The 25,294-nt window shown below is 32.5% G+C and carries 22 protein-coding genes, 2 rRNA genes and 2 pseudogenes (1 of these 26 running past the window's edge); 11 read left to right on the forward strand and 15 right to left on the reverse strand.

The features are described 5' to 3' along the window. Positions 1–60 precede the first annotated feature (60 nt). Positions 61–1,416 carry a TlpA family protein disulfide reductase gene (locus tag P8625_RS04040; protein WP_279652212.1) on the forward strand — a complete coding sequence of 452 codons (1,356 nt, stop codon included), beginning with the start codon at positions 61–63 and terminating at the stop codon, positions 1,414–1,416. 124 nt (positions 1,417–1,540) lie between these two features. After that, positions 1,541–3,334 (forward strand): DEAD/DEAH box helicase, encoded by a 1,794-nt coding sequence (locus P8625_RS04045; RefSeq protein WP_279652213.1) that lies wholly within the window; start codon positions 1,541–1,543, stop codon positions 3,332–3,334. A 167-nt stretch (positions 3,335–3,501) separates the two neighbouring features. On the opposite strand, the gene P8625_RS04050 is transcribed toward P8625_RS04045, so the two are convergent. From P8625_RS04050 to P8625_RS04075, 6 genes are all read right to left on the reverse strand, one after another. Then, a complete protein-coding gene (locus tag P8625_RS04050; RefSeq protein WP_279652214.1) occupies positions 3,502–4,701 on the reverse strand; it encodes a hypothetical protein in 1,200 nt (399 codons plus the stop codon). An 85-nt stretch (positions 4,702–4,786) separates the two neighbouring features. After that, entirely contained in the window at positions 4,787–7,234 is a 2,448-nt protein-coding gene (locus P8625_RS04055; protein WP_279652215.1) for a M1 family metallopeptidase, read from the reverse strand. A 117-nt stretch (positions 7,235–7,351) separates the two neighbouring features. Continuing rightward, positions 7,352–7,912, reverse strand: coding sequence for a DUF4252 domain-containing protein (locus P8625_RS04060; protein WP_279652216.1), 561 nt, complete (start codon positions 7,910–7,912; stop codon positions 7,352–7,354). Positions 7,913–7,977: 65 nt separating this feature from the next. Then, entirely contained in the window at positions 7,978–8,484 is a 507-nt protein-coding gene (locus P8625_RS04065; protein WP_279652217.1) for a DUF4252 domain-containing protein, read from the reverse strand. A gap of 40 nt (positions 8,485–8,524) precedes the next feature. Further along, on the reverse strand, positions 8,525–9,004 hold the full coding sequence (locus tag P8625_RS04070) for a hypothetical protein (protein ID WP_279652218.1): 480 nt from the start codon (positions 9,002–9,004) through the stop codon (positions 8,525–8,527). Beyond that, complete coding sequence (locus tag P8625_RS04075) at positions 8,991–9,500, reverse strand: RNA polymerase sigma factor (RefSeq protein WP_279652219.1); 510 nt, start codon at positions 9,498–9,500, stop codon at positions 8,991–8,993. The genes P8625_RS04070 and P8625_RS04075 overlap by 14 nt, the downstream gene beginning before the upstream one ends. A gap of 158 nt (positions 9,501–9,658) precedes the next feature. Here P8625_RS04075 and P8625_RS04080 point away from each other — a divergent pair, with 158 nt between their 5' ends. Further along, a complete protein-coding gene (locus tag P8625_RS04080; protein WP_279652220.1) occupies positions 9,659–11,107 on the forward strand; it encodes a S41 family peptidase in 1,449 nt (482 codons plus the stop codon). Positions 11,108–11,232: 125 nt separating this feature from the next. Here P8625_RS04080 and tnpA read toward each other — a convergent pair whose 3' ends face one another. Beyond that, positions 11,233–11,559, reverse strand: coding sequence for an IS200/IS605 family transposase (tnpA, locus tag P8625_RS04085; RefSeq protein WP_279652221.1), 327 nt, complete (start codon positions 11,557–11,559; stop codon positions 11,233–11,235). 257 nt (positions 11,560–11,816) lie between these two features. On the opposite strand from tnpA, the gene P8625_RS04090 reads away from it, so the two are divergent. Then, a complete protein-coding gene (locus P8625_RS04090; RefSeq protein WP_279652222.1) occupies positions 11,817–12,041 on the forward strand; it encodes a hypothetical protein in 225 nt (74 codons plus the stop codon). 44 nt (positions 12,042–12,085) lie between these two features. Here P8625_RS04090 and P8625_RS04095 read toward each other — a convergent pair whose 3' ends face one another. Then, a complete protein-coding gene (locus P8625_RS04095; protein ID WP_279652223.1) occupies positions 12,086–12,925 on the reverse strand; it encodes a sterol desaturase family protein in 840 nt (279 codons plus the stop codon). A 188-nt stretch (positions 12,926–13,113) separates the two neighbouring features. On the opposite strand from P8625_RS04095, the gene P8625_RS04100 reads away from it, so the two are divergent. Then, positions 13,114–13,815 (forward strand): DUF3667 domain-containing protein, encoded by a 702-nt coding sequence (locus P8625_RS04100; RefSeq protein WP_279652224.1) that lies wholly within the window; start codon positions 13,114–13,116, stop codon positions 13,813–13,815. Positions 13,816–13,819: 4 nt separating this feature from the next. Here P8625_RS04100 and P8625_RS04105 read toward each other — a convergent pair. Beyond that, positions 13,820–14,315: pseudogene (locus P8625_RS04105) on the reverse strand (YkgJ family cysteine cluster protein). A gap of 121 nt (positions 14,316–14,436) precedes the next feature. Here P8625_RS04105 and argS point away from each other — a divergent pair. The 5 genes from argS to lpdA all read left to right on the forward strand — a co-directional run bounded on the left by argS (position 14,437) and on the right by lpdA (position 18,935). Then, on the forward strand, positions 14,437–16,218 hold the full coding sequence (gene argS / locus P8625_RS04110) for an arginine--tRNA ligase (RefSeq protein ID WP_279652225.1): 1,782 nt from the start codon (positions 14,437–14,439) through the stop codon (positions 16,216–16,218). Between the two features lie 31 nt (positions 16,219–16,249). Next, entirely contained in the window at positions 16,250–16,432 is a 183-nt protein-coding gene (locus P8625_RS04115; RefSeq protein WP_279652226.1) for a hypothetical protein, read from the forward strand. Positions 16,433–16,478: 46 nt separating this feature from the next. Beyond that, the gene (locus P8625_RS04120) at positions 16,479–16,823 is read left to right on the forward strand and encodes a hypothetical protein (RefSeq protein ID WP_279652227.1); all 345 of its coding nucleotides are present in this window, start codon (positions 16,479–16,481) and stop codon (positions 16,821–16,823) included. A 76-nt stretch (positions 16,824–16,899) separates the two neighbouring features. After that, positions 16,900–17,502 carry a hypothetical protein gene (locus P8625_RS04125; RefSeq protein ID WP_279652228.1) on the forward strand — a complete coding sequence of 201 codons (603 nt, stop codon included), beginning with the start codon at positions 16,900–16,902 and terminating at the stop codon, positions 17,500–17,502. A 44-nt stretch (positions 17,503–17,546) separates the two neighbouring features. Then, entirely contained in the window at positions 17,547–18,935 is a 1,389-nt protein-coding gene (lpdA, locus tag P8625_RS04130; RefSeq protein WP_279652229.1) for a dihydrolipoyl dehydrogenase, read from the forward strand. 205 nt (positions 18,936–19,140) lie between these two features. Here lpdA and P8625_RS04135 read toward each other — a convergent pair whose 3' ends face one another. From P8625_RS04135 to P8625_RS04150, 4 genes and pseudogenes are all read right to left on the reverse strand, one after another. After that, entirely contained in the window at positions 19,141–19,725 is a 585-nt protein-coding gene (locus P8625_RS04135) for a hypothetical protein (protein WP_279652230.1), read from the reverse strand. Between the two features lie 345 nt (positions 19,726–20,070). Next, on the reverse strand, positions 20,071–22,734 hold the full coding sequence (locus tag P8625_RS04140; RefSeq protein WP_279652231.1) for an alpha-L-rhamnosidase-related protein: 2,664 nt from the start codon (positions 22,732–22,734) through the stop codon (positions 20,071–20,073). 312 nt (positions 22,735–23,046) lie between these two features. Next, on the reverse strand, positions 23,047–23,814 hold the full coding sequence (locus tag P8625_RS04145) for a CDP-alcohol phosphatidyltransferase family protein (RefSeq protein ID WP_279652232.1): 768 nt from the start codon (positions 23,812–23,814) through the stop codon (positions 23,047–23,049). Between the two features lie 122 nt (positions 23,815–23,936). Next, a pseudogene (locus P8625_RS04150) lies at positions 23,937–24,167 on the reverse strand (transposase); the annotation flags it as partial. Between the two features lie 398 nt (positions 24,168–24,565). Between P8625_RS04150 and P8625_RS04155 the strand changes: the two are divergent. Then, a complete protein-coding gene (locus tag P8625_RS04155) occupies positions 24,566–24,730 on the forward strand; it encodes a hypothetical protein (protein ID WP_279652233.1) in 165 nt (54 codons plus the stop codon). Positions 24,731–24,778: 48 nt separating this feature from the next. Here the strand turns inward: P8625_RS04155 and rrf are convergent. Together rrf and P8625_RS04165 are read right to left on the reverse strand one after the other, a co-directional pair. Then, positions 24,779–24,887: ribosomal RNA gene (rrf, locus tag P8625_RS04160) — 5S ribosomal RNA — on the reverse strand. Positions 24,888–25,075: 188 nt separating this feature from the next. Next, positions 25,076–25,294 (reverse strand): 23S ribosomal RNA (locus P8625_RS04165); it runs 2,655 nt beyond the window's last position.

Raw genomic sequence — 25,294 nt, forward strand, 5'->3', positions numbered from 1 at the left:
ACAGCCTAATATTAAAGAGTTATCTATTTTTGAATTCTGATGTTTAGGGCAATTTGAATTATGATTAAGTATTTTATACCTCTCATATTAACTGTATTTATTGGATGTGAATCTGACAAAAATAAACCTACCTATTTTGGGGGTAAGATCATCAATCCAAAAGCTGAGTTCGTTGTATTGTCTGACAATTATGACTTTAACGATACTATTCCTCTCAATAAAGACAATACATTTTTAGGAAGCTATAATAACTTTAAAGAAGGATTATACATATTTCACCACGGTAACGAATTGCAGTATGTGTATATGCAACCTTCTGATAGCTTACTAATTAGGCTAAATACTTGGGACTTTGACGAGTCGCTAGTTTTTAGTGGTATTAATGCTGAACGAAACAATCTATTATTGGAGTCTTTTTTACAGTACGAACAAGATTACAAAAACACCTCCAAGTACCTTTCGTTACCTAAAAATGAATTTTTAGCAAAAATAGATTCAATGAAATCTATCAAGAGTGCTATTTTAGAAAGTTATGAAACTCGTAGTAACGATGCGTCAGGTTTTCTAGATATTTTAAATATTTCTCTAAATTTTCCTTTATATGCGAAGCTAGAAGAGTATGCTATACAAAGTTTAGAGAAAGAAACTACTGAAAAAATTAGCAGTTCTTACTTTAATTACCGTAATGATGCTCCAATGAATAAAGATTCTTTAATGTTCTACGGACCCTATTATAGGTTTATTATTAAGAAAATACAAAACGATGCTTACTTAAAAAACACAGAAGTAAAATCAGCAAAATTTACGCAAAACTTATTACATGCTATTGATGAAAACATAACTCTTGAAACTGTTAAAAATAAAATGTTATACAACGCTGTTATTCGCAACTTTTATGAAGAACCAAGCAGCGAAATGAAAAGTGAAGCATTTTTTACTTTCTTCAAGTTAAATACAAATAACGAGCATAAAAAAAATGTACAACGCTTAATTAATGATTTAAAAATATTAAATAAAGGAGAAAAACTACCTTCTTTTAAACTAATTGCGGCTGATGGCGAGCTAAAAGATTTTTCTAGTATCGCTAAAAATAAAAATACTGTTGTATTGTTAAAGAACTATCAATACGCTTCAGACGATTGGGTGTCTTCTCGTTTTAATTATTTAGTAAAGAAAAATCCTGATATTAACTTTGTACTAGTTAATTTATGCGACTCTTCAAAAAGGTTTACTAAAAACGTAGATGTAAAATACCAATATACCATACCTAGTGAAAGTGATGTGTGTAATTTTACTACCAGTAAATTTCCTCGTATGATTTTGGTTGACAAAAACGGAATTATTCAAAACGGCTATACCAGTTTGTCGGCCAAAGATATCAACTCAGAAATCAGTAATTTACAAAAAAACAAATAGTTACCCTTTATTTATTTTATTTAACGTACTTTTGCACCGTCCAAAAAAAATCGTAGGAAACGATTTTATAAATATTAATATAGAATTCGCGGAGGGGCATCTGTGGGTTCTCTAAAAACACAGTATGTCAACATTTTTAGATTTAGGTTTGCAAGAACCTATCAATAGGGCTTTGACCGATTTAGGTTACGAAAAGCCAACAGTAATTCAAGAAAAAGCGATTCCTCAAATCATTTCTTCCACAGAAGATTTAAAAGCATTTGCACAAACAGGTACAGGTAAAACTGCTGCCTTTAGTTTGCCTATTATTGAACTTATCGATCAAACAAGCACGCACACACAAGCAATCATCTTATCTCCTACCCGTGAACTAGCGGTACAAATAGGTAAGAATATTGAAGATTTTTCAAAATACCTACCCAATTTAAGAGTAGCAACTGTTTATGGAGGTGCTAATATTGATGAGCAAATTAAAAAATTAAAAAAAGGGGTTCAAATAGTTGTAGGTACTCCAGGTAGAACCGTAGACTTAATTAAAAGAAGAGCTTTAAAGCTCGGTAATATACAATGGTTGGTGTTAGATGAAGCCGATGAAATGCTTAACATGGGGTTTAAAGATGAATTAGACCAAGTTTTAGAAGCTACACCAAATACCAAACAAACGTTATTGTTTTCGGCAACTTTTCCTAGAGAGGTAGAAGATATTGCTAAAAATTACATGACCAACCCAGTTGAGCTTACATCAGGTCAGAAAAATCAAGGTTCTGATAATGTAAGTCATGAATACTATTTGGTTAATGAAAAAACTCGCTACTCTGCATTGAAAAGAGTGGCAGACTTAAACCCTGACATATACGGAATTGTTTTCTGTAGAACGCGTAGAGAAACGCAAGAAGTAGCGAACAACTTGATTAGAGATGGTTATAATGCCGATGCTTTACATGGCGATTTATCACAAGCACAGCGTGACTCTGTCATGGAAAAATTCCGTAAAAAGAATATTCAAATATTAGTTGCTACCGATGTTGCCGCTCGTGGATTGGATGTAAACAATCTTACCCACGTAATCAATCATAAACTACCCGATCAAATTGAAAACTACAACCACCGTAGTGGTAGAACTGGTAGGGCTGGTAACAAAGGAATTTCTATTGTTTTAGTAAGTAAAAAAGAGCAAGGAAAACTACGCCCTATTGAGCGCATCATAAAAAAACAATTTGTTCATACCCCTATTCCTTCTGGTAAGGAAATATGTCAAAATCAATTGTTTCACTTAATTGATAAAGTTCATAATACAGAAGTAAATACCGAGCAAATTGAAGGTTTTTTACCAAGCATTTATCAAAAATTAGAAGACTTAAGTCGTGAAGAGTTAATTCAAAAGTTTGTGTCATTAGAGTTCAATACTTTCTTATCATACTACGAAAATGCTCCTGATTTGAATAATTTATCTTCAAGAGAAAATTCAAGAGGGCGTTCTTCTAGTGAAAATATGACTCGTTTCTTTATTAATTTAGGAAGGAAAGATCGCTTAAACCCTGCTAAACTTATTGGTTTAATCAACGATCAAAATATTGGAGATAAAATCGAAATTGGTGCTATTGATATTTTAGATACGTTTTCATTCTTTGAGATTGACAAAAACTTCGAAAAAGAAACTCTTGACGCGTTTGCTGTAAATGATCCAGATTTTAACGGTCGCTCTGTAAATATTGAAATTACTAAAAACGACCGAAATGGCGCTGGTGGAAGAAGTTCACGTAAAAGTGGTGGCGGGTTTAATGGTAAAAAACGTAGAAGTGATAGACCTACTGACAATAAAAAAAGTTTTGGTAGAATACGTAATGAAAAGAGCTCTTCTAGAAGAACAGACAACAAACCTGCTGCTGGTTTTGGTAGAAAACGTAGAAGAGATTAAAATATTATTGATTAAAATTTTGTGTGAAAAATTACCTAAAAAGACAATATCTCACAAAATATGTGAATTAAAAAAAGCGAGGGTTACAACCCTCGCTTTTTTTTACTTATAAATTTTATAGGCAAATAGATAGCTAAGTCCTTTTAAAATATAAGACGTTGTATAAGTTAATGAGCTCTAAACTTATTTCGAGTAATAATATGTTTCAACTTCTGTTTTAGATCTGTACCTGTATCATACACCATTTGCTCATTTGAAGGAAAGCTTATTCGTGTTTGTTCTAACAACGTTATATACGATTTGTCTAACGCCCTTCTGTCTCCATCATAATCGGCATACACGTGTTCAAAAACAAACTCACTTTGTATAGGGAATCGTTGTAATAATTGATTCGTTTTGTTATCAATATACTGCACAACCCCAGTGACTTTACTACTCTTAAACTGAGTAAACTGATAAAACGTACAACGTACTCGCTTAAATTTATCTACTTTTATTTTGTTTCCTAAACTATCTTTTACGTAGTTACCTTTATCGTCTAACAAGTATTTATAACCATCTTTTATTTGTCGTTCTTTAATCACTTCCTTTTCATGTACTTGCTCTGGGGAAATAAAAATATCTCTAAAATTTAACTCTAAATCGAAATCATATTGAATATTTTCATCTTTTTCAGCGTGATATTGCGTCCATAAATCATTCAATCCATAAGTATCTATTGCCAATAAATCTCTTTCCAATCTTCTCGGAATTATTTGATCTGTTCTATTTTTAACAGATACAAATACATAGTCAACTCCCTTAGCTTGCGCTTCTTCTAGTAAGTTTCTGGTATCTTTATAATTAGGACTGATATTTTCTAAGTGCCTGAATTCATCAAAAGCTCTTCTGTAATTCATCTTGTTTCTATTGCCTTCATTTAATAGGGCTACCCCATTTTCATACAAATAACCAGCATAGTTTTCTTTTGCTGTAAGAATTTTATCAGAATAATCGGTAAATGTAAACTTAGCATTTTTGCCAGAAGACAAAATTCGTAACGGCAGTAATGGTTTTATGCGTTCTTGTCGGTTATGAAGACCTTGATAAAGCGTATATATTGTTTCAAAGTTTTCAGGGTTTTGTTCTTTCCTTAAAAAAGAAATTCTATCTAAATCTCTATCCGTAGCTTTTTTAAATGCTTCTTGAAGCATAAGCACATACGGTTGATTTTTTTCTTTGGTTTTATTCTTTCTTAGATTTTCAACAGACAATGAAATTGCCTTTTCATAATTACCAGAGTTGATTGCCTTTTCAGTAGTTTTTACGCTACTACAAGACACAAACCCAAGTACAAATAAAATAAGTAGTAAAGTAGTTTTTCTCATAAAGTTTACGTTTCTTAAGAAAATTCAATTAGTATGCCAAAACTAAGTATTCTTTTTAATTTAAACTTTATGAAATTGATACTATTTATTCGAGTAGCTTCGCCATAGCTATTTGAATAATTTTTAGGTGTTTTTCTTTATTCGATGGTTTAGTATTTTTTTGCAGTTGAGCAAGTTGACGTAATAAATTAATTCCTACCTGATCGAAGCCATATTGTTTGTATTGGAGTCCTTTGGCTACAATATCATCTGATAGGTTTTGAATAGCTTCTGTATTATTACTTTTGGCAATCTTATCGAATGCTTCTTTATACAATGACTGAATTTTCTTATTCGGACTTAAAAACATTCCAGACATTACATTGCTCGCTATAAAACTTAACTCTTCATCATCGTTTTCTTCTAAATAAATGCGTGTTAGCGGTGTTGCAATAATCTTTTTTACTGCTAAAGGCAAGGTTTTCGATTTTTGAATTGCCAATTGTTTATCGATATAATACATTGCTACCAACGACTTTCCTAATACTGAGTAGGATTTACTTTGCAAACCTTTTTCAAATACGGATTTTAATGCTGGGTCTGTTAATTTTCCTAAAGTTTCAATGGCGGCTGCTTGTACTAAGGTTTTTGGGTCGTTCTGAGCAATTCGCATAATTTGGTCAATCACATTCTTTTTAGAGTATTTATTGATTAAATTGATATTCTCTAAAGCTAAAATCCTTATTTTATAAAACTCATCATCCAAAGCATCAGCAACTGCATTAAACGCTTTTTTATCATCCTGATGTCTAGCTACTTCTAACAAAGCTTCTCTTTTATGTGCATAGTTTTGAGCATACTTTAGTTGATAAATATAATCGCTCAATACTTTATTTTCGTTGATATCACACAGCAACACTCCGTCGGCATTTACCTGAATTAAATCTGGATTTTTAGTAAAAGGAAATGTAAATGAGGCATCTCTTCCTTCAACAAACACCTTGTGGCGTGTGCGTTTACCTCCTTCAAACACATCAATAGCGAATGGAAATGTAAATTCGTTCATTTGAGTTTGTCTGATATTTACGGTAACTGTTTTTCTGAGTTTATTATAATCGTACGAAATTGACAACTTCGGATGTCCGCTATTAAAATACCACTGATTAAAAAACTTATTCAAGTCTTTGCCGCTTACTTTTTCAAAGGCTAAACGTAATTGATGTGCCTCTCCTGTTCCGTATTTATTATCGGTTAAATAGGTGTTTAATCCTGTAAAAAAAGCATCGTCACCTAAGTAGTTACGTAACATGTGTAAAATTGCCCCTCCTTTGTTATAGCTAACGGCATCAAACATATCTTCTTTATCATCGTAATAAAAACGCACTAAATGTTTATCATAGTTTTGTCCGTTTTTATAGCTTTCAATATCTTCAAACAAGTGTGCATCTGCTTCATCTTTTCCATATTTATGCGCTAACCATAAATACTCGCTGTAGTTTGCAAAACTCTCGTTTACTGTTAAGTTACTCCAACTTTCAGCCGTTACCAAATCTCCAAACCAATGATGAAAAGCTTCGTGTGCTATCGTGTTTTCTTGTACGTTTTCATCAATTAATTGCCCTGGGGTTTGGTAAGCTCTTTCTCCATGAATTACTGCCGTAGTGTTTTCCATGGCGCCACTTACATAATCGCGTCCAACAATTTGCGCGTACTTATTCCACGGATACTCAATTCCTGTAACCTTTGAAAAGAACGCTAACATTTCAGGAGTATTTCCAAAAATATCTTTTGCATACGGTGCATATTCTTTTTCTACATAATATTCTACAGGAATGTCTTTATATTGATCTCTAATAATTTCATACCCGCCTACTCCCATAAAAAATAAGTAGGGAGCATGTTTTTGCGTAAAATTCCAATAATCGGTACGAGTTCCATCTGCATTAGTCGCTTGCTTTTCTAATTTTCCGTTAGAAAGTGTTACATACTTTTGTGGAACCGTTATATATATTTCTTGTGATGTCTTTTGGTTTGGAGCATCAATTGTTGGAAACCAGCAACTACTCGCTTCAGTTTCTCCTTGAGTCCAAATTTGGGTTGGCTTGTTTTTATCAAAACCTGTTGGATTGATAAAATACAATCCTTTTGCAGCTGTAATAGCAGCACTGCCCTTTTGCTTCACTCTTTCAGGTCTTGCTGTGTATTTAATATATAAGGTAAACTCTTCATTTCGCTTATACGTGCGAGGTAAGTTGATGATTAACTCATAGTCATTGTACGTATACTCCAGCGGTTGATTATTCAGTGTTACCTTTTGAATTAGCATTGCTTTAGCATCTAATGTAACCTTATCAGTTTCATAAAAATGAGGGCTTAAGGTTACCCATTCTTCTCCGTTCATTTCTTTTTGTTGAAAGTTAAAATCCACTTTTAACTTTGTATGAACTAAGTTATGAACTTTATCTTTTTCGGCTCTGTATGCTTTTCCTGATTGAGAGAATAATGTTACAGTAAAAAATGCAATTGCAACAACAATGAGTTTTTTAAATTTCATATATTTTTATTTAAAGTTCAAAAATAGGAAATTCTAACGGTAGGCTTGTTAATGCCCCGTTAAAAAGAAAAAGCCACCAGATAATCTGATGGCTTCTCTTTATTGTTAAGCTAATTTTTATTCTGTTTCTTCTGAAGAACGATCCTTTTCATCAAAAATCATTTTGAACTGCTTTAAATCTACTCCACCAGCATCCATTTTTACTTTTTGCATCATTTCCATAATCTTTCCAACATTCATATTTTCTCCTAAAAGACGAGCTACTCCTACTCCCATGTCTTTCCCGTAGCCAAAAGCTACAATTTCATCAATAGCATCTGCATCGCCTGAATAATAAATTGTTGCATTGGCTCCGTCTTTCTTAAATTTCATCAACTGCTTATAGTCCGATTTTTTAAAGATTGATTTCAACTTCTCCTTCTCTGCTTCGTAACTAGCTTCGTCTAAATTTTTATAAGGAACTCCTGTAATATTTATTTTTTTAATACTTTGATAGGCTTCTTTATCTTGTTCAGACGCCTTATCCATACTTAACTGTAGTACACTTGCAGGCAAATCAAAAGTTATAAATCCTTCTTTTTCTTGACTTTCTACCAAATAGCTTTGTAAAGATTCTGTTTTACACGAAACAGTAACAAAAGCTACAAGTAATATTGAATATATAAATAATTTTTTCATTGTTGTTAATTTTTGATTGAAAGCAGTGCCAATTGCTTAACACTGCCTTACTTGATTTATTTACCTTACTTATCGTCTTTAGAAAACGTTTCTGTTAATTTCGACATTTTATTGATGTCGATATTACCTGTTAACGAAACTATTACAGATTCTGGTGTTCCATTCTTTGAGTCTTTATCTTTAATAAACATCAACACTTCACTAACAAAATCTTTGTTTTTTGTTGATTTTACATAGATTTTAACACGAGAATCTTTGTCTTTTACACGCATTAACTCTATTAAATTTCCTTGTTTAACTGCCGATTTTACCATTTTTTCCATTTGGGCAGATACATTGGCGTTTTCTGTTGAAAATAATTTTAACTCTTGCAAGTCTTGAATCATTTTAAAAACTTCCATCGCTTCATTGTCTTCTGACGGCCCCTTGAATTTTGATAAAATTTCAAAAGCATCTTTGTTTACAATTACTGATGATACTTCATCCATATCTTCTAATTTATCAAATATAGACTGTCCAAAACTTAGGTTTGATACAAATATCAATGCGAATATTGTTATTATTTTTTTCATGATTTTCTTGGTTTATAAGTACTTGGTTTTACTTTCTTAATTAATTTACGGTTTTTATTACTTTGTTTACAGTTTCTTCATAGGCTCCTAAATATTCGATGGCATCACTTCCTTTTTTTAGGTTGTTTGAAACGGCATACAATGCCTCGTTTCCTTTGTTTAGATTAGATGAAACTAACTGCAAGGCTTCTTGTACTTGTGCAAATTGTGCCTCTAATTGTTTCTTTTCTAAGTAATCATCATACTGTTTACCTATAAATACACTAAATAGCAAGACTACTGACGCTGCTACTGATAACCATTTCCAGTTCTTCTTAGTTTTCTCAGGTTTTAACTGAATGGTTTTGGTATAGGTTTCGTCTTTACTTTGTTTAAAATAACCAAATAGCATACTATACTCTTGCAAATGCGGTGCCACGTTGTTTGAGGTGAAGTACTCTTGTAACGTTTGCTCTTCTTGCAGTGTAGTTTCTGCGTTTAGATATTTATCTAATAACTTTTCTATGTTAGCTAACTCCATAGTTGTGTTGTTTTATTAATTCTTGTCTTATTGCTTTTCTAGCTCTTGATAAAGCTACTCTAACAGCTGTTGGTTTCATATCAACCATTTTACATATTTCATCAAAATCATATTGTTCAATATCTCGTAACTGTATGATTATTTTTTGCTGTTCTGGTAACTTCTCAATTAGCTGATGTACTCGGTTTACACTGTCGTTATGTTCTACTCTCTTTTCAAGAGGAGTATCTTTTTCTTTATAATTGCTATGAACTAAGGTTAAATTACTTGCTTGTTTTGACTTTAATCTATCGTAACAGTAATTCTTTGTCATGGTCATTGCAAATGCCTCTACATTTTTGTAATCAGAGAGTTTTTCTCTGTTTCTCCATAATTTAAAGTACAACTCTTGTGTAGCGTCTTCAGCTTCTTCTGTAGAAACCAACAATCTTTTCGCTAAACGAAAGACTTTGTCTTTAAATGGTAATACAACTTTTAAAAAGTCCGATTGGTTCATGGTTTGGTTAATTAGTTCTGTAAGCCTATAAAAACAATTGCGTCTTATCTAACAGGTTTACATAGCTACGACGACATAGTTGTAAGTTTGTTACATCAATACTAAAAAAAATAATATTATTCGCTAAATTGCGTTGTTGTTACAACTAATATATTCTTATGAAATTACTAAAAACATTCCTAATTATCTTATTTTCAACACTAATTGTTTCTTGTAGTGAAAAAGACGATGCTCCAAAAAATATTGAAGTTCAAAATTTTGTTTGGAAAGGTTTAAATGCCTACTATTTATGGCAAGACTTGGTTCCTGATTTATCTGACAGACGTTTTAGCAACGATAATGAGTTATACAGTTATTTATCGGGGTATGAAAGTCCTGCTAATTTGTTTTACAATTTATTGTATATGCCTAATGAATACCCTAAAGATCCTAATCGAACTTATTCTTGGATTGTAGATGATTATATCGCTTTAGAAGATTCTTTTGCTGGAATACGCCTCACAAGTGGTATGAAATTAAAAGGTGCTGATTATGCCGATGGTTCTGGAAACTTCTATATTTATGTATACGATGTTGTTACGAGTTCTGATGCCGATATTCAAGGGGTTACTCGTGGTATGATTATTACAGAAATTAATGGAACAACCATAACCAGAGCAAATATCAATAATTTATTAAACAACAATACATTTACTATTCATTTAGCTGATTATAATGCTGGAAATCCAGTTAGTAACGGAACAACAATTACGGTTAACAAATCTCAAGTAACAGAAAACCCAATAAAAGTAACCAATGTAATCGTGGAAGGTAGCCATACTATTGGATATTTAATGTATAATCAATTCTCAAGAAATTTCGATGGAGAGTTAAATGCTGAGTTTGCTAAGTTTCAAACAGCAGGTCTTACCGACTTAATCATCGATTTACGTTATAATGGTGGAGGTTCAGTACAAACAGCTACCTACCTGGGAAGTATGATTACTGGACAGTTTAATGGGGAACTTTTTTCAAAACAAGTTTGGAATCATAAAGTAATGGAAGTAACAAATACTGATTTACTGATCAATAACTTTACCGACCAAATTTTAAATAAAGACCAACAAGGAAATGTAATATTGAATGAAGCTATTAATAGTCTAAACTTAGAAACGATATATTTTATAGTATCTGAAAATTCTGCCTCTGCTTCAGAATTAGTTATCAATGCTTTGAAACCTTATATTACTGTGAAGCTCGTGGGTATTCAAACGTACGGAAAGCATGTAGGTTCTATTACTTTATACGATTCTGATAACTATACTCGTAATGGTAACAACCTAAAAAGTCATACTTGGGCTATGCAACCTATTGTATTAGAAATTCAAAATGTTAATGGTGAAAATGCTCCTGAAGGATTTATTCCTGAAGTTTTAATAGATGAAGACCCTGGTAACTTAGGCGTTTTAGGAGATTCTACAGAGCCTTTGTTAGCAAGAACCATTCAATATATTACTACAGGATCAAAAGGAGTTCCCACAATACAACAAAATACTCAAATTTCTCCGTCGTGGAATTCAAATATGATGCACCCTGATTATAACAATATGTATGTGGAGTTAAAGTAAAATACATACTTTATTTGACGTTTTTTGAAAATGAGAGTATTTAAAAAACTATATGAATTATAATTAAAGACGGATTTTGAAATCCGCCTTTAATTATAATTTGATGAATACCATTTTAGAAAATATCATTTTGACCAAAAATGATTACCAAAGTATGGCTTTTGTTTCAAAATTGGGTAAGTCTTGAAAAGTTTGATTGCAATTTTCACTTTCATCCTCATATATTCTGGTATTGAAACTATAGGAGGTATTGAACAGACAAGATGGATGTAATACTTTTGTACATTTATCTCGATTATCAATACATCTTTCCATCTACTGATTACTTGCAAATAATGATCAACTAATGATTTCATCATTCCTTCTATGATCTGAAATCGATACTTCGGTGTGAAAGCAAGGTGGCGATTACATTTACAATACATGTGGGGTAATTTTCTATATTTAGTCATCTTAAAAAGTTTTAAACGAGCAAACCTAAAAAATGGCAAAGCCTTTAAAACATGGCCATCGTCAAAGACGGTGGTTTTTTCAAGATGAAATAAATATTACGTATTAAACGACTACTATGGTTCGTAAAGTATTACACTTTATTTCCTCTATAAATAAGATGTTTATTCCTTTTAAAAATTCAGTTGTTAACCTAAAGTTCTTCTTCCTTTTCGGTTATAGTTTTGTCTACATTATAAATCATAATAAAATTTAAATCATGAAAAAAAGTGTTTTTAACTTAAAAGGAGTAAAAAAATTAGAAAAGGATTCTTTAGCTAAGATAAATGGAGGAGCTCAAGAATATTTATGTTGGGGAGAAGGAAATGATCAGTTTGTATCTGATTCAGATTTATCTGGAAGTTCCGTTCACTGCACTCCAATAGCTGTAGTAGAAAAAGAAGAAGAAAAATTACTCTTCCCTATAGACGGACTCCGTAGGTAAAGGAAGAAAAGTAAAGGTAAATTCTTTTAAATTTACCTTTACTTTTATTTTAAACCTTCAATATTCGTAGGCTTTCGATACCCTTGAAAAGGTTGTTTTAATAATTCTTTTAAACTGGAGTTTTTCTCTTCGTCAGGAAATGTATCTACGCCGTATACTATTTTTTCTCTATCCAACTCCATGTAGGTTCCTAATATTCGGTCCCAAATAGAGAAAATATTTCCATAATTAGAATCGGTATAAGGCAAGAGGTTGTGATGGTGTACTTTGTGCATATCGGGCGAAACGATTACATAACTCAATACTTTATCTAATTTCTTAGGCATCTTAATATTAGCATGTGTTAACTGCGTGAACACTAACGACATCGATTGATACAGCATGATAATTCCGATAGGCGTTCCTACTAAAAAGACACCTAGCAAGGTAAAAGTAAAACGAATAACACTCTCTATTGGGTGATGTCTGTTTGCGGTGGTAGTATCTACCTTATGGTCGGTATGATGCACCAAGTGTACCATCCATAAAGGTTTTACCTTATGCTCTACCAAATGCGCTAAATAGGCGCCGAAGAAATCTAAACACAACACCCCCAATAATACATATAACCATAAAGGCATTTCAGGAAGCCAGTTAATCAATCCAAAATTAGTTGCTTGCACCCAATCGGCTGTTTTTAACAATACAAATGCCAACGCAAAATTGATGATCACGGTAGTCGCTGTAAAAAATAAGTTAGGCCATGCATGCTTCCATTTATTGTATTTAAAACGAAATAAAGGCACAGCACTTTCCAACAACCAAAAGAATGTAATTCCACCAACTAAAAGTATACTTCTATGACTTGAAGGAACGGTTTCAAAATAATGTATAAGCGTTTCCAAGGTGTTCTATTTTTGTCTAAAAATAGGAAAATTACCTAATTAATAGGTCAAAAAAATTATAAGATAAGATATGCTTCATTTTTTTAGAAATAAATTAATGTAAATAAAAAAAAAACTTTTGTAACCAAATAATTCTCTTAGCTTTGTTATAGAACAAAGTATAAATAAGTGAATAAATTTACATTAAAATGACTTGCGTTTCTTGTGGAAAAAAACATAATGGAAACTATTGTTCAAATTGTGGTGAAAAAAGCGGTAACAACTCTATAAACTTTACAAGCTTTATAAAAGACTCTTTTTCAACAATAACCAATATGGATAAAGGTTTTTTATTCAATATTAAAGCCTTAATGATTAATCCTAAAAAATTAATATTGGAATATTTAAACGGAAAAAGAAAAGGTATATTTAACCCTATTTCATTTCTATTTCTATCCATTACTATATACTTAATCCTAGTTAATTTTTTAAAAATTCCAAAAGTATCTAGTAGTTATATTGAACCGAATAATGATTCGTTAAAATCCATTGGTTATGAAATTGGTTTATTTATAAGAACTTATTTTAGGTACTTTTGGATATTTTCTATTGTTCCTTTAGCAATATCATTAAAATCATTTTTTAGATATAACTTTATAGAACTATTAGCTGTAAGTTGTTTTATTTTAGGTCAAGCTACTCTTGTCGCTACAATTAGTTTTATTTGTTTTAGGCTTCCCTTAATTTTTGATCCAATTATATATTTATTTATAATGTTTCTAACATATAGAATTATCAGGACTCCAAATAAGACTGAATCATTATTAATGGCTTTTACCAGCACATTTATATTTGTTCTTCTACTTATACTTGCTGTAGCACTTTTTGGAATGATTAAATCGATTTTTTAATTTTTTAAGGCAGTCTTTTTTTTAACTCTTCAACTATTCTGTAGGTTGCAGGACAAACCTCAGTATTCTTAATCGTTAAATCGGCTAATTGAATGAACTTTTTCTCGATTGGTATGTGGATATTCTGAACAGGCTTTCGGACGCACATCGTAAATAAAACAAGTGTTGTCAGATGCATCTAAAAAAGTACAAGGAGCCGATTGCAACACCATGAAATTATCTTCATCTCGCTGTAAATATTGATTGATAAAATCTATCACCTTCATGCGTAAGTGTTTTGCAATACGCTCAATATCTTTTTCAGTAAAAATAGGTGACGTGGTTTTGCAACAATTCGCGCAGGCTAAACAGTCGGTGCGTTCAAACTCTTCCTCATGCAACTCTTGCATTAGCAAATCTAACCGCTTCGGGGTACGCTTTTTTAATCGTTGAAAATACTTCTTATTTTCTTGTAAAGCGTCTTTAGCTAATTTTGGTAAATTTTCTAGGTCTCTATCCATGGCACAAAGGTACAAAAGCACCTTTGAAGTCATAGAGTATTCCATCTTAAAAAATCATGGGGCAAATCGTGGGAAGAAAAAATTAAAAACACTAATTTTGTGCGACCATTAAAAAGAACAAATGAATATTCAATCGTTACTAGAAACGAAGGTAAAAGAAGGATTTTTAGCCTTGTATGATGTAGAGATTCCTAATGTTGAATTTCAAGCAACCCGTAAAGATTTTGAAGGTGACATTACTATTGTTGTCTTTCCGCTGCTACGTTACAAGAAAGGAAACCCTGTTCAAATTGGTGAAGATTTAGGAAAGTATCTGGTTGAAAACATTAACGAAATTACGAGCTACAACGTCGTAAAAGGTTTTTTAAACTTGGTAGTTGACGATTCTTTCTACTTAAACTTTTTCAATCAAATAGCTGCAGATGCATCGTATGGTTTTGTAAAAGAAGATGAAACCGATGCTCGTATGGTAGAATACTCTTCGCCAAACACCAACAAACCGTTGCACTTAGGGCACGTTCGTAATGTGTTGTTAGGGTATTCGGTTGCTGAAATTTTAAAAGCGGCGGGACATAAAGTGTATAAAACACAAATTATCAACGACCGTGGTATTCATATTTGTAAGTCGATGCTGGCTTGGCAAAAATTTGGAAATGGCGAAACTCCTGAGTCTACAGGGTTAAAAGGTGATAAACTGGTTGGTAATTACTATGTAAAGTTCGACCAAGAATATAAAAAAGAAGTTACTGAATTAGTTACTAAAGGAATTTCTGAAGACGATGCTAAAAAACAAGCACCTTTATTCGTTGAAGCCCAAGAAATGTTGCGTAACTGGGAGGCTGGAGATACAGAAGTGGTGGCTCTTTGGGAAATGATGAACGGATGGGTGTACGAAGGTTTCGACGTTACGTATGAAAATATCGGAGTTGACTTTGACAAATTATATTACGAAAGCAATACCTATTTATTAGGAAAAGATATTATTGAAGAAGGACTTCAAAACGGTGTTTTCTTCAAAAAAGAAGACGGTTCAGTTTGGTGTGATTTGACTGATGAAGGATTAGATGAAAAATTAGTATTGCGTTCAGACGGAACTGCCGTATATATGACCCAAGATATTGGTACTGCGGTACAACGTGCTAAAGATTTTCCTGATGTAAACGGAATGGTATATACTGTTGGTAACGAACAAGATTACCACTTTAAAGTGTTGTTCTTAATCTTACAGAAATTAGGATATTCTTGGGCAAAACAGTTGTATCATTTGAGTTACGGAATGGTCGATTTACCTTCAGGAAAAATGAAGTCTCGTGAAGGAACGGTTGTAGATGCTGATGATTTGATGGCTGAAATGACCAATACGGCTCGTCAAATTTCACAAGAACTAGGAAAGCTAGAAGGTTATTCAAAAGAGGAAAAAGAGGAACTGTATAAAATTATCGGATTAGGTGCTTTAAAATACTTTATTTTAAAGGTCGACCCTAAAAAGAGAATTTTGTTTGACCCACAAGCATCGGTAGATTTCCAAGGAAATACAGGACCATTTGTACAATATACCTATGCAAGAATTCAGTCCATCTTACGTAAAGCTGATTTTGATTATAGTAGTTCACTGAACGGAGTCGAAGTGAACTTACACGAAAAAGAAAAAGAACTCATCAAGCAATTAGAATTGTATCCTGAAGTAATTCAGCAAGCAGCGAGTAATTATTCACCAGCTGTGATTGCTAATTATACGTATGATTTGGTAAAAGAGTTTAACTCCTTCTATCAAAACGTATCGATTTTAGGAGAAGAGAATCAAGACAAAAAAATATTCAGAGTTCAGTTATCTAAAAAAGTAGCTGATACCATTAAATCAGCATTTAATTTACTAGGAATTCAGGTTCCTGAGAGAATGTAGTGATTTTAGTATAAAAAATAAAAAAATAGTAATGTACTTAAAAAAAATACTTTTCATAGCAACGATTTTATTCACCTCAAATATCTTTTCACAAGACAAGTTTGAAGAAGCTAAATTAATATTAAGAGATAGCACTGAAATAGTAGGATTTGCAAAGGCTTCTAAGAAAAAAATACTATTCAAATTAGAAAAAGAAGGGAAGAAAAAAATATGATCACGAACAAGCTAAGAAATTAATTTTTAGTAACGGAGATGAATATGTGTTTAAAATATCAAAAGGCAACATTCTTTTATTAAAAATAGAAACTCTTGGTAAATTAAGTTTATATAGTTCAATCAAGACAGTTGTTTATAGTGATTTTAATTATTCTGGTGGGAATATGACTCCTAGAGTTAATGGTTCGGATACTTACACTATTTATTATTTTGGAGAAGATGATACTACCGTCGTTTCCCCATTAAGAAACGAAAAAGATGATGCTAAGATTTATAATAAGTTCTTTAAAAAATGTAAAGTTTTTGTAGACTTATCTCTTGAAGAACGAAAAAAGTTGAATGGTATGAAAGGTGCTGTAGAATTTTTTAATAAAAATTGTACAAATTAACAAAGAAAAGACTGAAACGATAAAATCAGCATTTAATTTACTAGGAATTCAGGTTCCTGAGAGAATGTAGTTTAACATGAAACAGTTATTTAGAACGAATTTCAAAATATTAATGCTTTATGCTATAAAAGTTGTTATAGCAGGTATTATTATTGGTTTATTGCACGAATATCAACTTCTATTAGTAGTAATTTTAACTGCAAGAATAATATATAGAATTTATAATTTCAAAAAGCATAAAGTAGATAATATTAATATTATAATAACTGGGATGTTAATTACCGGGGTTATAGGAGTAACAATAGAATATTTTGGTACAAAATATGGTTATTGGGAATATCATGACATAAATAGTCAACTTCCTCATTACCTACTTTTGGTTTGGATGCTAGCCTTTTCTTTTATGTATAATTTAGAGCGAAAAGTTTTTATCGCATCCGAAAGCGTAACACGAAAACAAAAGTTATACCTTGTTTTATTTGCTGTTATCGTATATCCTTCTCTTGGTGAAATTGCTTCAATTAACTTAGGTGTTTGGACCTATTATTTTCCATATAAATTTTTTGGAATTACACCGCATACTATTGTTGCAATTGCATTTGTACATATGGTAATTAACTATGCAATGGGGCAATATTTAAAAAAGAAAAACATTAAAGACATTGTGTTAAATCCATAAAACACATTAAATCATAAACAAACAACAAGTAAAATAAATATATCATGAAATACGACGTACTAATAATTGGAAGCGGTCCTGGAGGTTATGTAACTGCGATTAGAGCCTCTCAATTAGGATTTAAAACCGCTGTAGTTGAAAAGGAAAACTTAGGTGGAATTTGCTTAAACTGGGGATGTATTCCTACCAAAGCATTATTAAAATCTGCTCAAGTATATGATTATTTAAAACATGTTGATGAATACGGTTTAAAAGCAGAAGCAATCGATAAAGATTTTGAGGCCGTGATTAAACGTAGTCGTGGTGTTGCTGAAGGAATGAGCAAGGGTGTTCAATTCCTAATGAAGAAAAACAAAATCGACGTAATCGATGGTTTTGGAAAGATTAAAACTGGAAAAAAAGTAGATGTTACCGATAACGATGGTAAGGTTACAGAATATAGTGCAGACCATATTATCATTGCTACAGGAGCTCGCTCTCGTGAATTACCTAGTTTACCTCAAGATGGTAAAAAAGTAATCGGATACCGTGAGGCCATGAGCTTACCAACACAACCAAAATCAATGATTGTAGTAGGTTCTGGTGCTATTGGGGTTGAGTTTGCTCACTTCTATAACTCAATGGGAACTGAGGTAACTATTGTTGAGTTTATGCCTAATATAGTTCCTGTTGAAGATAAAGATGTTTCAAAACAGATGGAACGTTCTTTCAAAAAAGCAGGAATAAAGATAATGACAAGTTCTTCTGTAGAATCTGTTGATACTTCTGGTAACGGTGTAAAAGCTACTGTAAAAACTAAAAAAGGACAAGAAGTTTTAGAAGCAGATATCGTATTATCGGCTGTTGGAATTAAAACCAATATTGAAAACATCGGTTTAGAAGAAGTTGGTATTATTACCGATAGAGATAAAATTTTAGTAAACGATTGGTACCAAACCAACATTCCAGGCTACTATGCCATTGGCGATGTAACTCCTGGTCCTGCCCTAGCGCACGTTGCTTCTGCAGAAGGAATTACTTGTGTTGAAAAAATAGCTGGTTTACATACCGAAGCTATTGACTACGGAAATATTCCGGGTTGTACCTATGCTACACCTGAGATTGCCTCTGTTGGTTTAACAGAAGAAAAAGCAAAAGAAGCAGGCTACGAGTTAAAAGTTGGGAAATTCCCATTCTCAGCTTCTGGTAAAGCAAAAGCAGCAGGGACTCCTGACGGTTTTGTAAAAGTAATTTTCGATGCTAAGTACGGTGAATGGTTAGGATGCCACATGATTGGTGCGGGTGTTACCGATATGATTGCCGAAGCTGTCTTAGGACGTAAATTAGAAACTACGGGGCATGAAGTATTAAAAGCAATTCATCCTCACCCAACGATGAGTGAAGCGGTTATGGAAGCGGTTGCCGATGCGTATGATGAGGTAATTCACTTATAGTGTATAATACTTAGGTTATTGTATTTCTAAACTTCTAGAAAACATAAATAAAGATAAACCCCACCAAAAATTGGTGGGGTTTATCTTTGAATTTAGATAGTATTAATACTCTGACACCTTTGCATTAAGCTCTAAAAATTCTACGGTATATATAGCTTCTTTTTATAGCCTAAAACAAAATAATTACACTACTTAACTCCATTCATCAATATGAATATAGTACAACTAAAATGATAATTGCAATTGCTATATTTAATTTTTCTTCTTTATACATTACTGTTGAATATTTAACTATTGCTTTATACCCCATCCACCAAAATGGTAAATTAGTAAAACTAGACCAGTGATTCAAATCTGGAACAAAATAATAGAAGTAATAATTATTAAAAATAAGATAGGCTACAAAATTAAATATAAGTTCAAGAATTAAAAGAAAAAAAGACTCAGAAAGAAATAAAACTAAAGGATTTTTATTTTTAATCTTTAAAAGTTGATAGTTTTTATGAAAACATATATATACAGCTGAAATTCCCCACATGATAGGGCCGAAAGACGAAGTAATACCATCATGTATTGGCATAACCCTATACTGCCATATAGGCTCTTTAAAAATCCATTCTATAATTTTAAATAAAAAAAGCTCTCCCATCATGCCAAACCAAGAGCCAAAAATAAAATAACTTAGAATCAACCTGTAATCTACAGTAATACCTTTTCTATTTAGTAAGTTTCTCCATACAAAAAGGGGAACTAACTGTATTATTATAAAGATTAATATTTTAGTAACCATTCTACAATATTTGGCTGCAAAAATAAAATTTAAAATTAAATAATTTGAGCCTATGATAACTTCTATTTAAAATGTATTAAAATCTCTTTTTAAGACTTGAGTTAAACATGTAAAAAATAATTCACAAATATGAACACTACAATTGAGTAAAGAACCTTTTCAACTTTTTTATTATTAATGTGATTTAGGGATAAAATATTTTTCCTGAAATAGAAGAAGAATGTAAACATACTTTATAATTTATAACTGTCCTATTTTTGGGGAAGCGTACATATAAATAGACACAAGAATGTAAAGCTTATAAAGCTGAGAATTACTTTTTAGTCCATTGTTGTATGCTACATGTTATTTAATTTGAATTACTCTCAAATAATCTAACATTGCTGTATTTACATCTACATTCATATTATTATTCCAATCCTCAAAATGTACTTTTACCGTATTAATACCAGACTTCAAGGGTACTTGATGAATATTAGAAAAACCCCAATCTGACCATTCGTCTTTTCCTCGTTGTGGCATTACAATTACACCTTCAAAATTATCATTAACCGTTAAACTACGAATAGCACATTTATTATTTGTATTCCAAGGGCCGCTACCATTTGAGTATTGGAAATCCAATAAATAAGTTCCGTCTTTTTCAATTTCAAAAGTGAAAACAATTTCCTTATTCTTATGTAACGATAACTCTACAAAACCATTGCCTGAATAATTGCTGTAAGGCAAGGAAGAAGAAACGGCAAATTCCTCTGCTTCAATTGTTCGTGCTTCCTTTGCAAAAACTACAGGTTCACTCGCAAAACCTTCATATCCTTGCGTATCAACGGCACTTATCATATAAGAAGCATACAGATCTTCATCATTCTTAAATTCCGTTTGTGTTGTTGTTTTTAAAAAACTACCATTTTTATAAATACGATATTCTTTTGCGGTATTCATGGCTTGCCATTTTACCCAATCACCTTCTTTTTTTGCTAAAACTGTCGTTGGTGTAAAGTGGTTTTCCACCTTATTGATCCCTTTATTTGGAAAATCATTATTCGCCATTTCGATAAAAATCTCATGTGTTCCACTCGCGTCGTGTTCAATAAAGGCCTTGTCTTGTGTTTTTCCGTCAATGCGCACAGATTTAATTTTGGTACCATGACCTTTAATGTTAATATTTAGCGTTGCGTTGCGATATTTGAAATTCGACAACGTGCGTTCACCATCATAAGCACTAGGAATAACAGGATTGAACGCCAAACCCTCTGTGGTAAATTTCATTCCCATAAACACTCGGTGAACCATTGCTAAATTACCAGCCATGCTCCAAAGCATTCGATGCGAGTTGATTTCTGTTCCTAAAAAGTCACCAGTTTCAGCAACCATATTTTCATAATTCGTTAAAAACAAACCTGCTGCACGATATATACTTGCCAAACCATGATTTAAAACGTCTTCATTTCCAGTTTTTGCTGCTGCCCAATTCCAATACGATTGCACAAAAGGCCAAATTCCGTTATTGTGATACGGCGGAATATCAGGAATTTGCGGATAAATACAAGTGGCACCAAACGCTGTCATTGGTGATTTCGAAATAATCGAAGCTGCTTGTGTATCATCAGCAACCTCAAACAAAATTGCCAAAGCTTCACCCAAAGCCTCATATCGAGGCGATAAAATTAAATTCTCGCGACCATATAAAAACTGTGCATAATATCCTTTGTCCTTCATCCATAAATAGTCATTGATGCCTTTTTTGATATTCGCTGCTCGCTGATTGTAAACCGTTGCATCTTCTCCTTTCAGCTTTGCCATTGCCGCCAAAATCTTATGTGCTTGATAATGTACAACATTGGTTCCTAAGTTGTGCGACACATAAATATCTCGGTTGTCCATCCATTTAGGATAAGTTTGTTCTCGCCAATCTAAAAACGATGACTCTCCCGAATACATACCAAATCGCTTATCATAAATCGTTTTATAATCATCTTCCAACGTATTTTTAATAATTGGATACACCTCATTTAACCAAGCCTTATCGCCAGTTAATTTGTAAATTTCCCAAGCTGCCAAACACCAAGTCGTTCTATCTGAAGAAACAGGCCAAGCACCACCAGAACCCGTATCTTGAATAATTCGACCACGTTTAACCTTTTTTCGTAAGCTAATTTTAGCCACTTCTGGCTCGTGGTATGCAAACGCTAATAAAATGGAATAACTTACATCACGGGTCCAAACGCCACCCCATTTTGCACCGGTTCTTAAGGTTCTATCGGGTTCAATATTTTTAATTGCTTCTTCTAAAGACAAATTAAACAACGCATCAACAATTGGCTGATTTGACACATATTGCGGACGATTTGAAATATCTTCTGATATTTTCCATTCTTTATCCTGTGCATCTGCTTCATTATAAGGATTCAGCGTTATGGTAATACTGTAAATATTTTTGTTATCTGTCGGCTGTAATTTTAATCCTTGATTATCTAAGTTCACAAAATCCCACGTTAAAGGTTCAGCACCACCAGCGATGTAAAATCCTTTAAAATCGGCTTTCGCTACTTTTGTTCCATTGAAAGTCTGATAAAATCCTTTTTCCTCAAACTGCTTTAGCACAGGAGATACATCAACTTTAAACGTATATGTATAATTTGTTGGCAAATAGGTAGTAGGATTATCGGGCATTGGTTTTGGCTTTGCACCAAAAGTCACGACTTCCGACTCATGCTCATTTTCGCCAATAATCACCCAATGATCTGCACCTGGTGCTAACTCATTATCCTTCTCGTTAATTGAAAACTTAAACTTAACTAACCTCGAAAATGTTTTACTTGCAGGACTTCGATAGTTGGATTTTAAGTGAGTTGGTGACACGACTTCCATTGCATTTTCGCCTTGTACTACTTTATCTTTATAAATCGTAAATGCATTTGATTTGTAAAGTTCATCATTGTTTTTTTGCTCTTTTTGACAAGAAAAAAAGACTGTTAGGGAAATAATCAATACTAATTTTTTAATCATTTTTTTGTTTTCTGATGTTAAGTCCTTAAATATGGTTATAAGTAATTCCTGAGCTTAGGGAAATTTTAAACTGATAGTTTATATACCATATTTTGCGTTTCATAGTTTAAAAATACAGATTATCTTATTTGGTTGTATAGATTCATGGTATTTTTTGTTGCTTTTTTGCTATGGATCACTGATTCGAGGTCTGGTAGCGATATGATTTTAAGTTCAAAGGGTTCTGAATAACGTCTGATTACTTAGAGACTTTTATATTTAGCGATTAAAATTATGTAGTCTGTATTGAGGATGAGTTAGCTTTCTCTTTTATTATTGATAGAACAACTTTCGAATACCAATAAAAACAAAAATCATTACTGTGTAAACTAAAAAGAAAGGCAGAATAGAGGCTTTTAAACCTAATACAAGCATAGCTGCAATAATGAGGAGTTGGAAACCCAGACCAAAGGTAGAAACACTCGTCATCAACCAATTGGGCAATACTGTTCCTTTATTTGCATTACTATCTAAGGCATAAATGGTTTTATCAAAAGCACCATAAAACAGTTTATACAAGCCAAAAAGGATATTCACATGCTGTTGCTTTTCTCCCTCTAATGCTAGGGGTGTTTTATTTTCAAACACACGACTGGTAGTATCGCCATGAAATTTATTTCTTAAAATAACATAGTAGTAATTATACAAGGTGCCTTGTAACTGTAAGCCTATAAATGCTAAAAGGCATATCCAAATGTTCGTATTAGAAATATACCAGATAGAAATAAAAAATAAAGCATTTAACAGAATGTCTGCTACAGAATCTAAATAACGACCTGTATACGATGGTTTTTGTTTTACGCGAGCCAATTCGCCATCAGCAGCATCTAAAATTGATTTAATAACTAGAAAGAATGCAGCTAACCAATAATAACATTTGATAATACAATAAATAGCAAGCAGACCAGATATGATAAATCCAATAGTAACGTGAATAGGGGTAACAGCAGTATTTTTTAATGCGTTGGCGATAACTTTAGCGACAGGTCTTCCATAGTCTGAAAGATCAATAAATTTATTCTCTTTGGGTAATTTGGACATATAATTTTTTAGACGAAAGGTTTTGTCAAATTCAACAAACCATTAAGTATAACCGCATTTATGGATTTCAAAGGTACTAATTTTCGGTTTAAAATTAACGAGTCAAGTAACTTTTATGGGGATTAAGCGAATAATTTTTCAAGTCTAAAGAGGAAAAATTGAGTATCTCTTACCCCTCTTTGATTGGCTCTAAAGAGTTTTATCTTAGAGTTAAAAAATTCTGCATTTGCATTGGTATTTCTATTGTCAAAGAAATTCAACATCGTATCAAAATGATTTTTAATACTTTTAATTGATGTGTTGAAGTTTTTAAACTTTAATTTTTCTGTATCCACAAACCAATGTTCAAATTGTTTTTTAGCTTTTACTTTCTACTTTTCTTCATAGATACCTCTAAACTCTAAAGTGTGTTTATAAGCTCGTTCAATGTTTGGATAAAGGTTAAATAATAATTCTGCTCTTTGTGGAGTAACTACTTTTGTTGGTACAATTTTTACAAGTCTATAAGTACTAAATTTGAATTATGGAAAAACGAGTTCACAGTTATGAATTTAAGACGATGATTGTAGAATTGAAACAATCAGGAATGAACATCCCCCCTTTGTAAGTAGTTACTCCACTAACCGTTGGCAAACATTTAAGACACTTAGTTATAGGTATTGACTTCTCCAAAAGTTAAAGCAATATTTACAGACATTAATTTAAAATGCAATATTATGAAAACTAAACTTTTGATTTTAATGATTTTTGAATGAAATTTTTTACCGATGGAAAACCGAATTATTGGTATGGAAGTAATGCAAAGGGAGAACGAGAGTTTTTTACTGCCAGAGGGGTACATCCTGAAACATTACGGGAGTTAAAACCTATTACGGAACATATTTTAGAAAAAGAAGGTTTTAGTATCGTAGAATGAGGGCATAAAAAAACCTCAATCTATTAAAGATTGAGGTTTGTTTTTAAAGAAAGGCGACGACCTACTCTCCCACCAGTGGCAGTACCATCGGCGCTAATGGGCTTAACTTCTCTGTTCGGAATGGTAAGAGGTGAGCCCCATTGCGATAATCACCTTAAGTTTTGAGTTGGAAAGTTTCTTGGTTTATAAAGTGTAAAAGTTATCTACTAACTTTTTAACTTTTAACTACCTAACTTTTCAACTGCAGCTCTTTCGCTGCTTATAAGTTAACATACTAGTAAAATCATATCATAAATCATCAAAGAGTTTCGCTCCCCCTTCCTTTACAAAAAAGGGGGAGGCTTTATACATAAGCCTATGGGTTATTAGTACTACTCGGCTACATACATTACTGCACTTACACCTATAGCCTATCAACGTGGTGATCTTCCACGACCCTTTAAAGAAATCTCATCTTGTGGTGGGTTTCGCGCTTATATGCTTTCAGCGCTTATCCCTTCCCGACGTAGCTACTCTGCAGTGCCCCTGGCGAGACAACAGATACACTAGAGGTCAGTCCAACTC

The sequence above is a fragment of the Tenacibaculum tangerinum genome, from assembly GCF_029853675.1.
Classification (GTDB): domain Bacteria; phylum Bacteroidota; class Bacteroidia; order Flavobacteriales; family Flavobacteriaceae; genus Polaribacter; species Polaribacter tangerinum_A.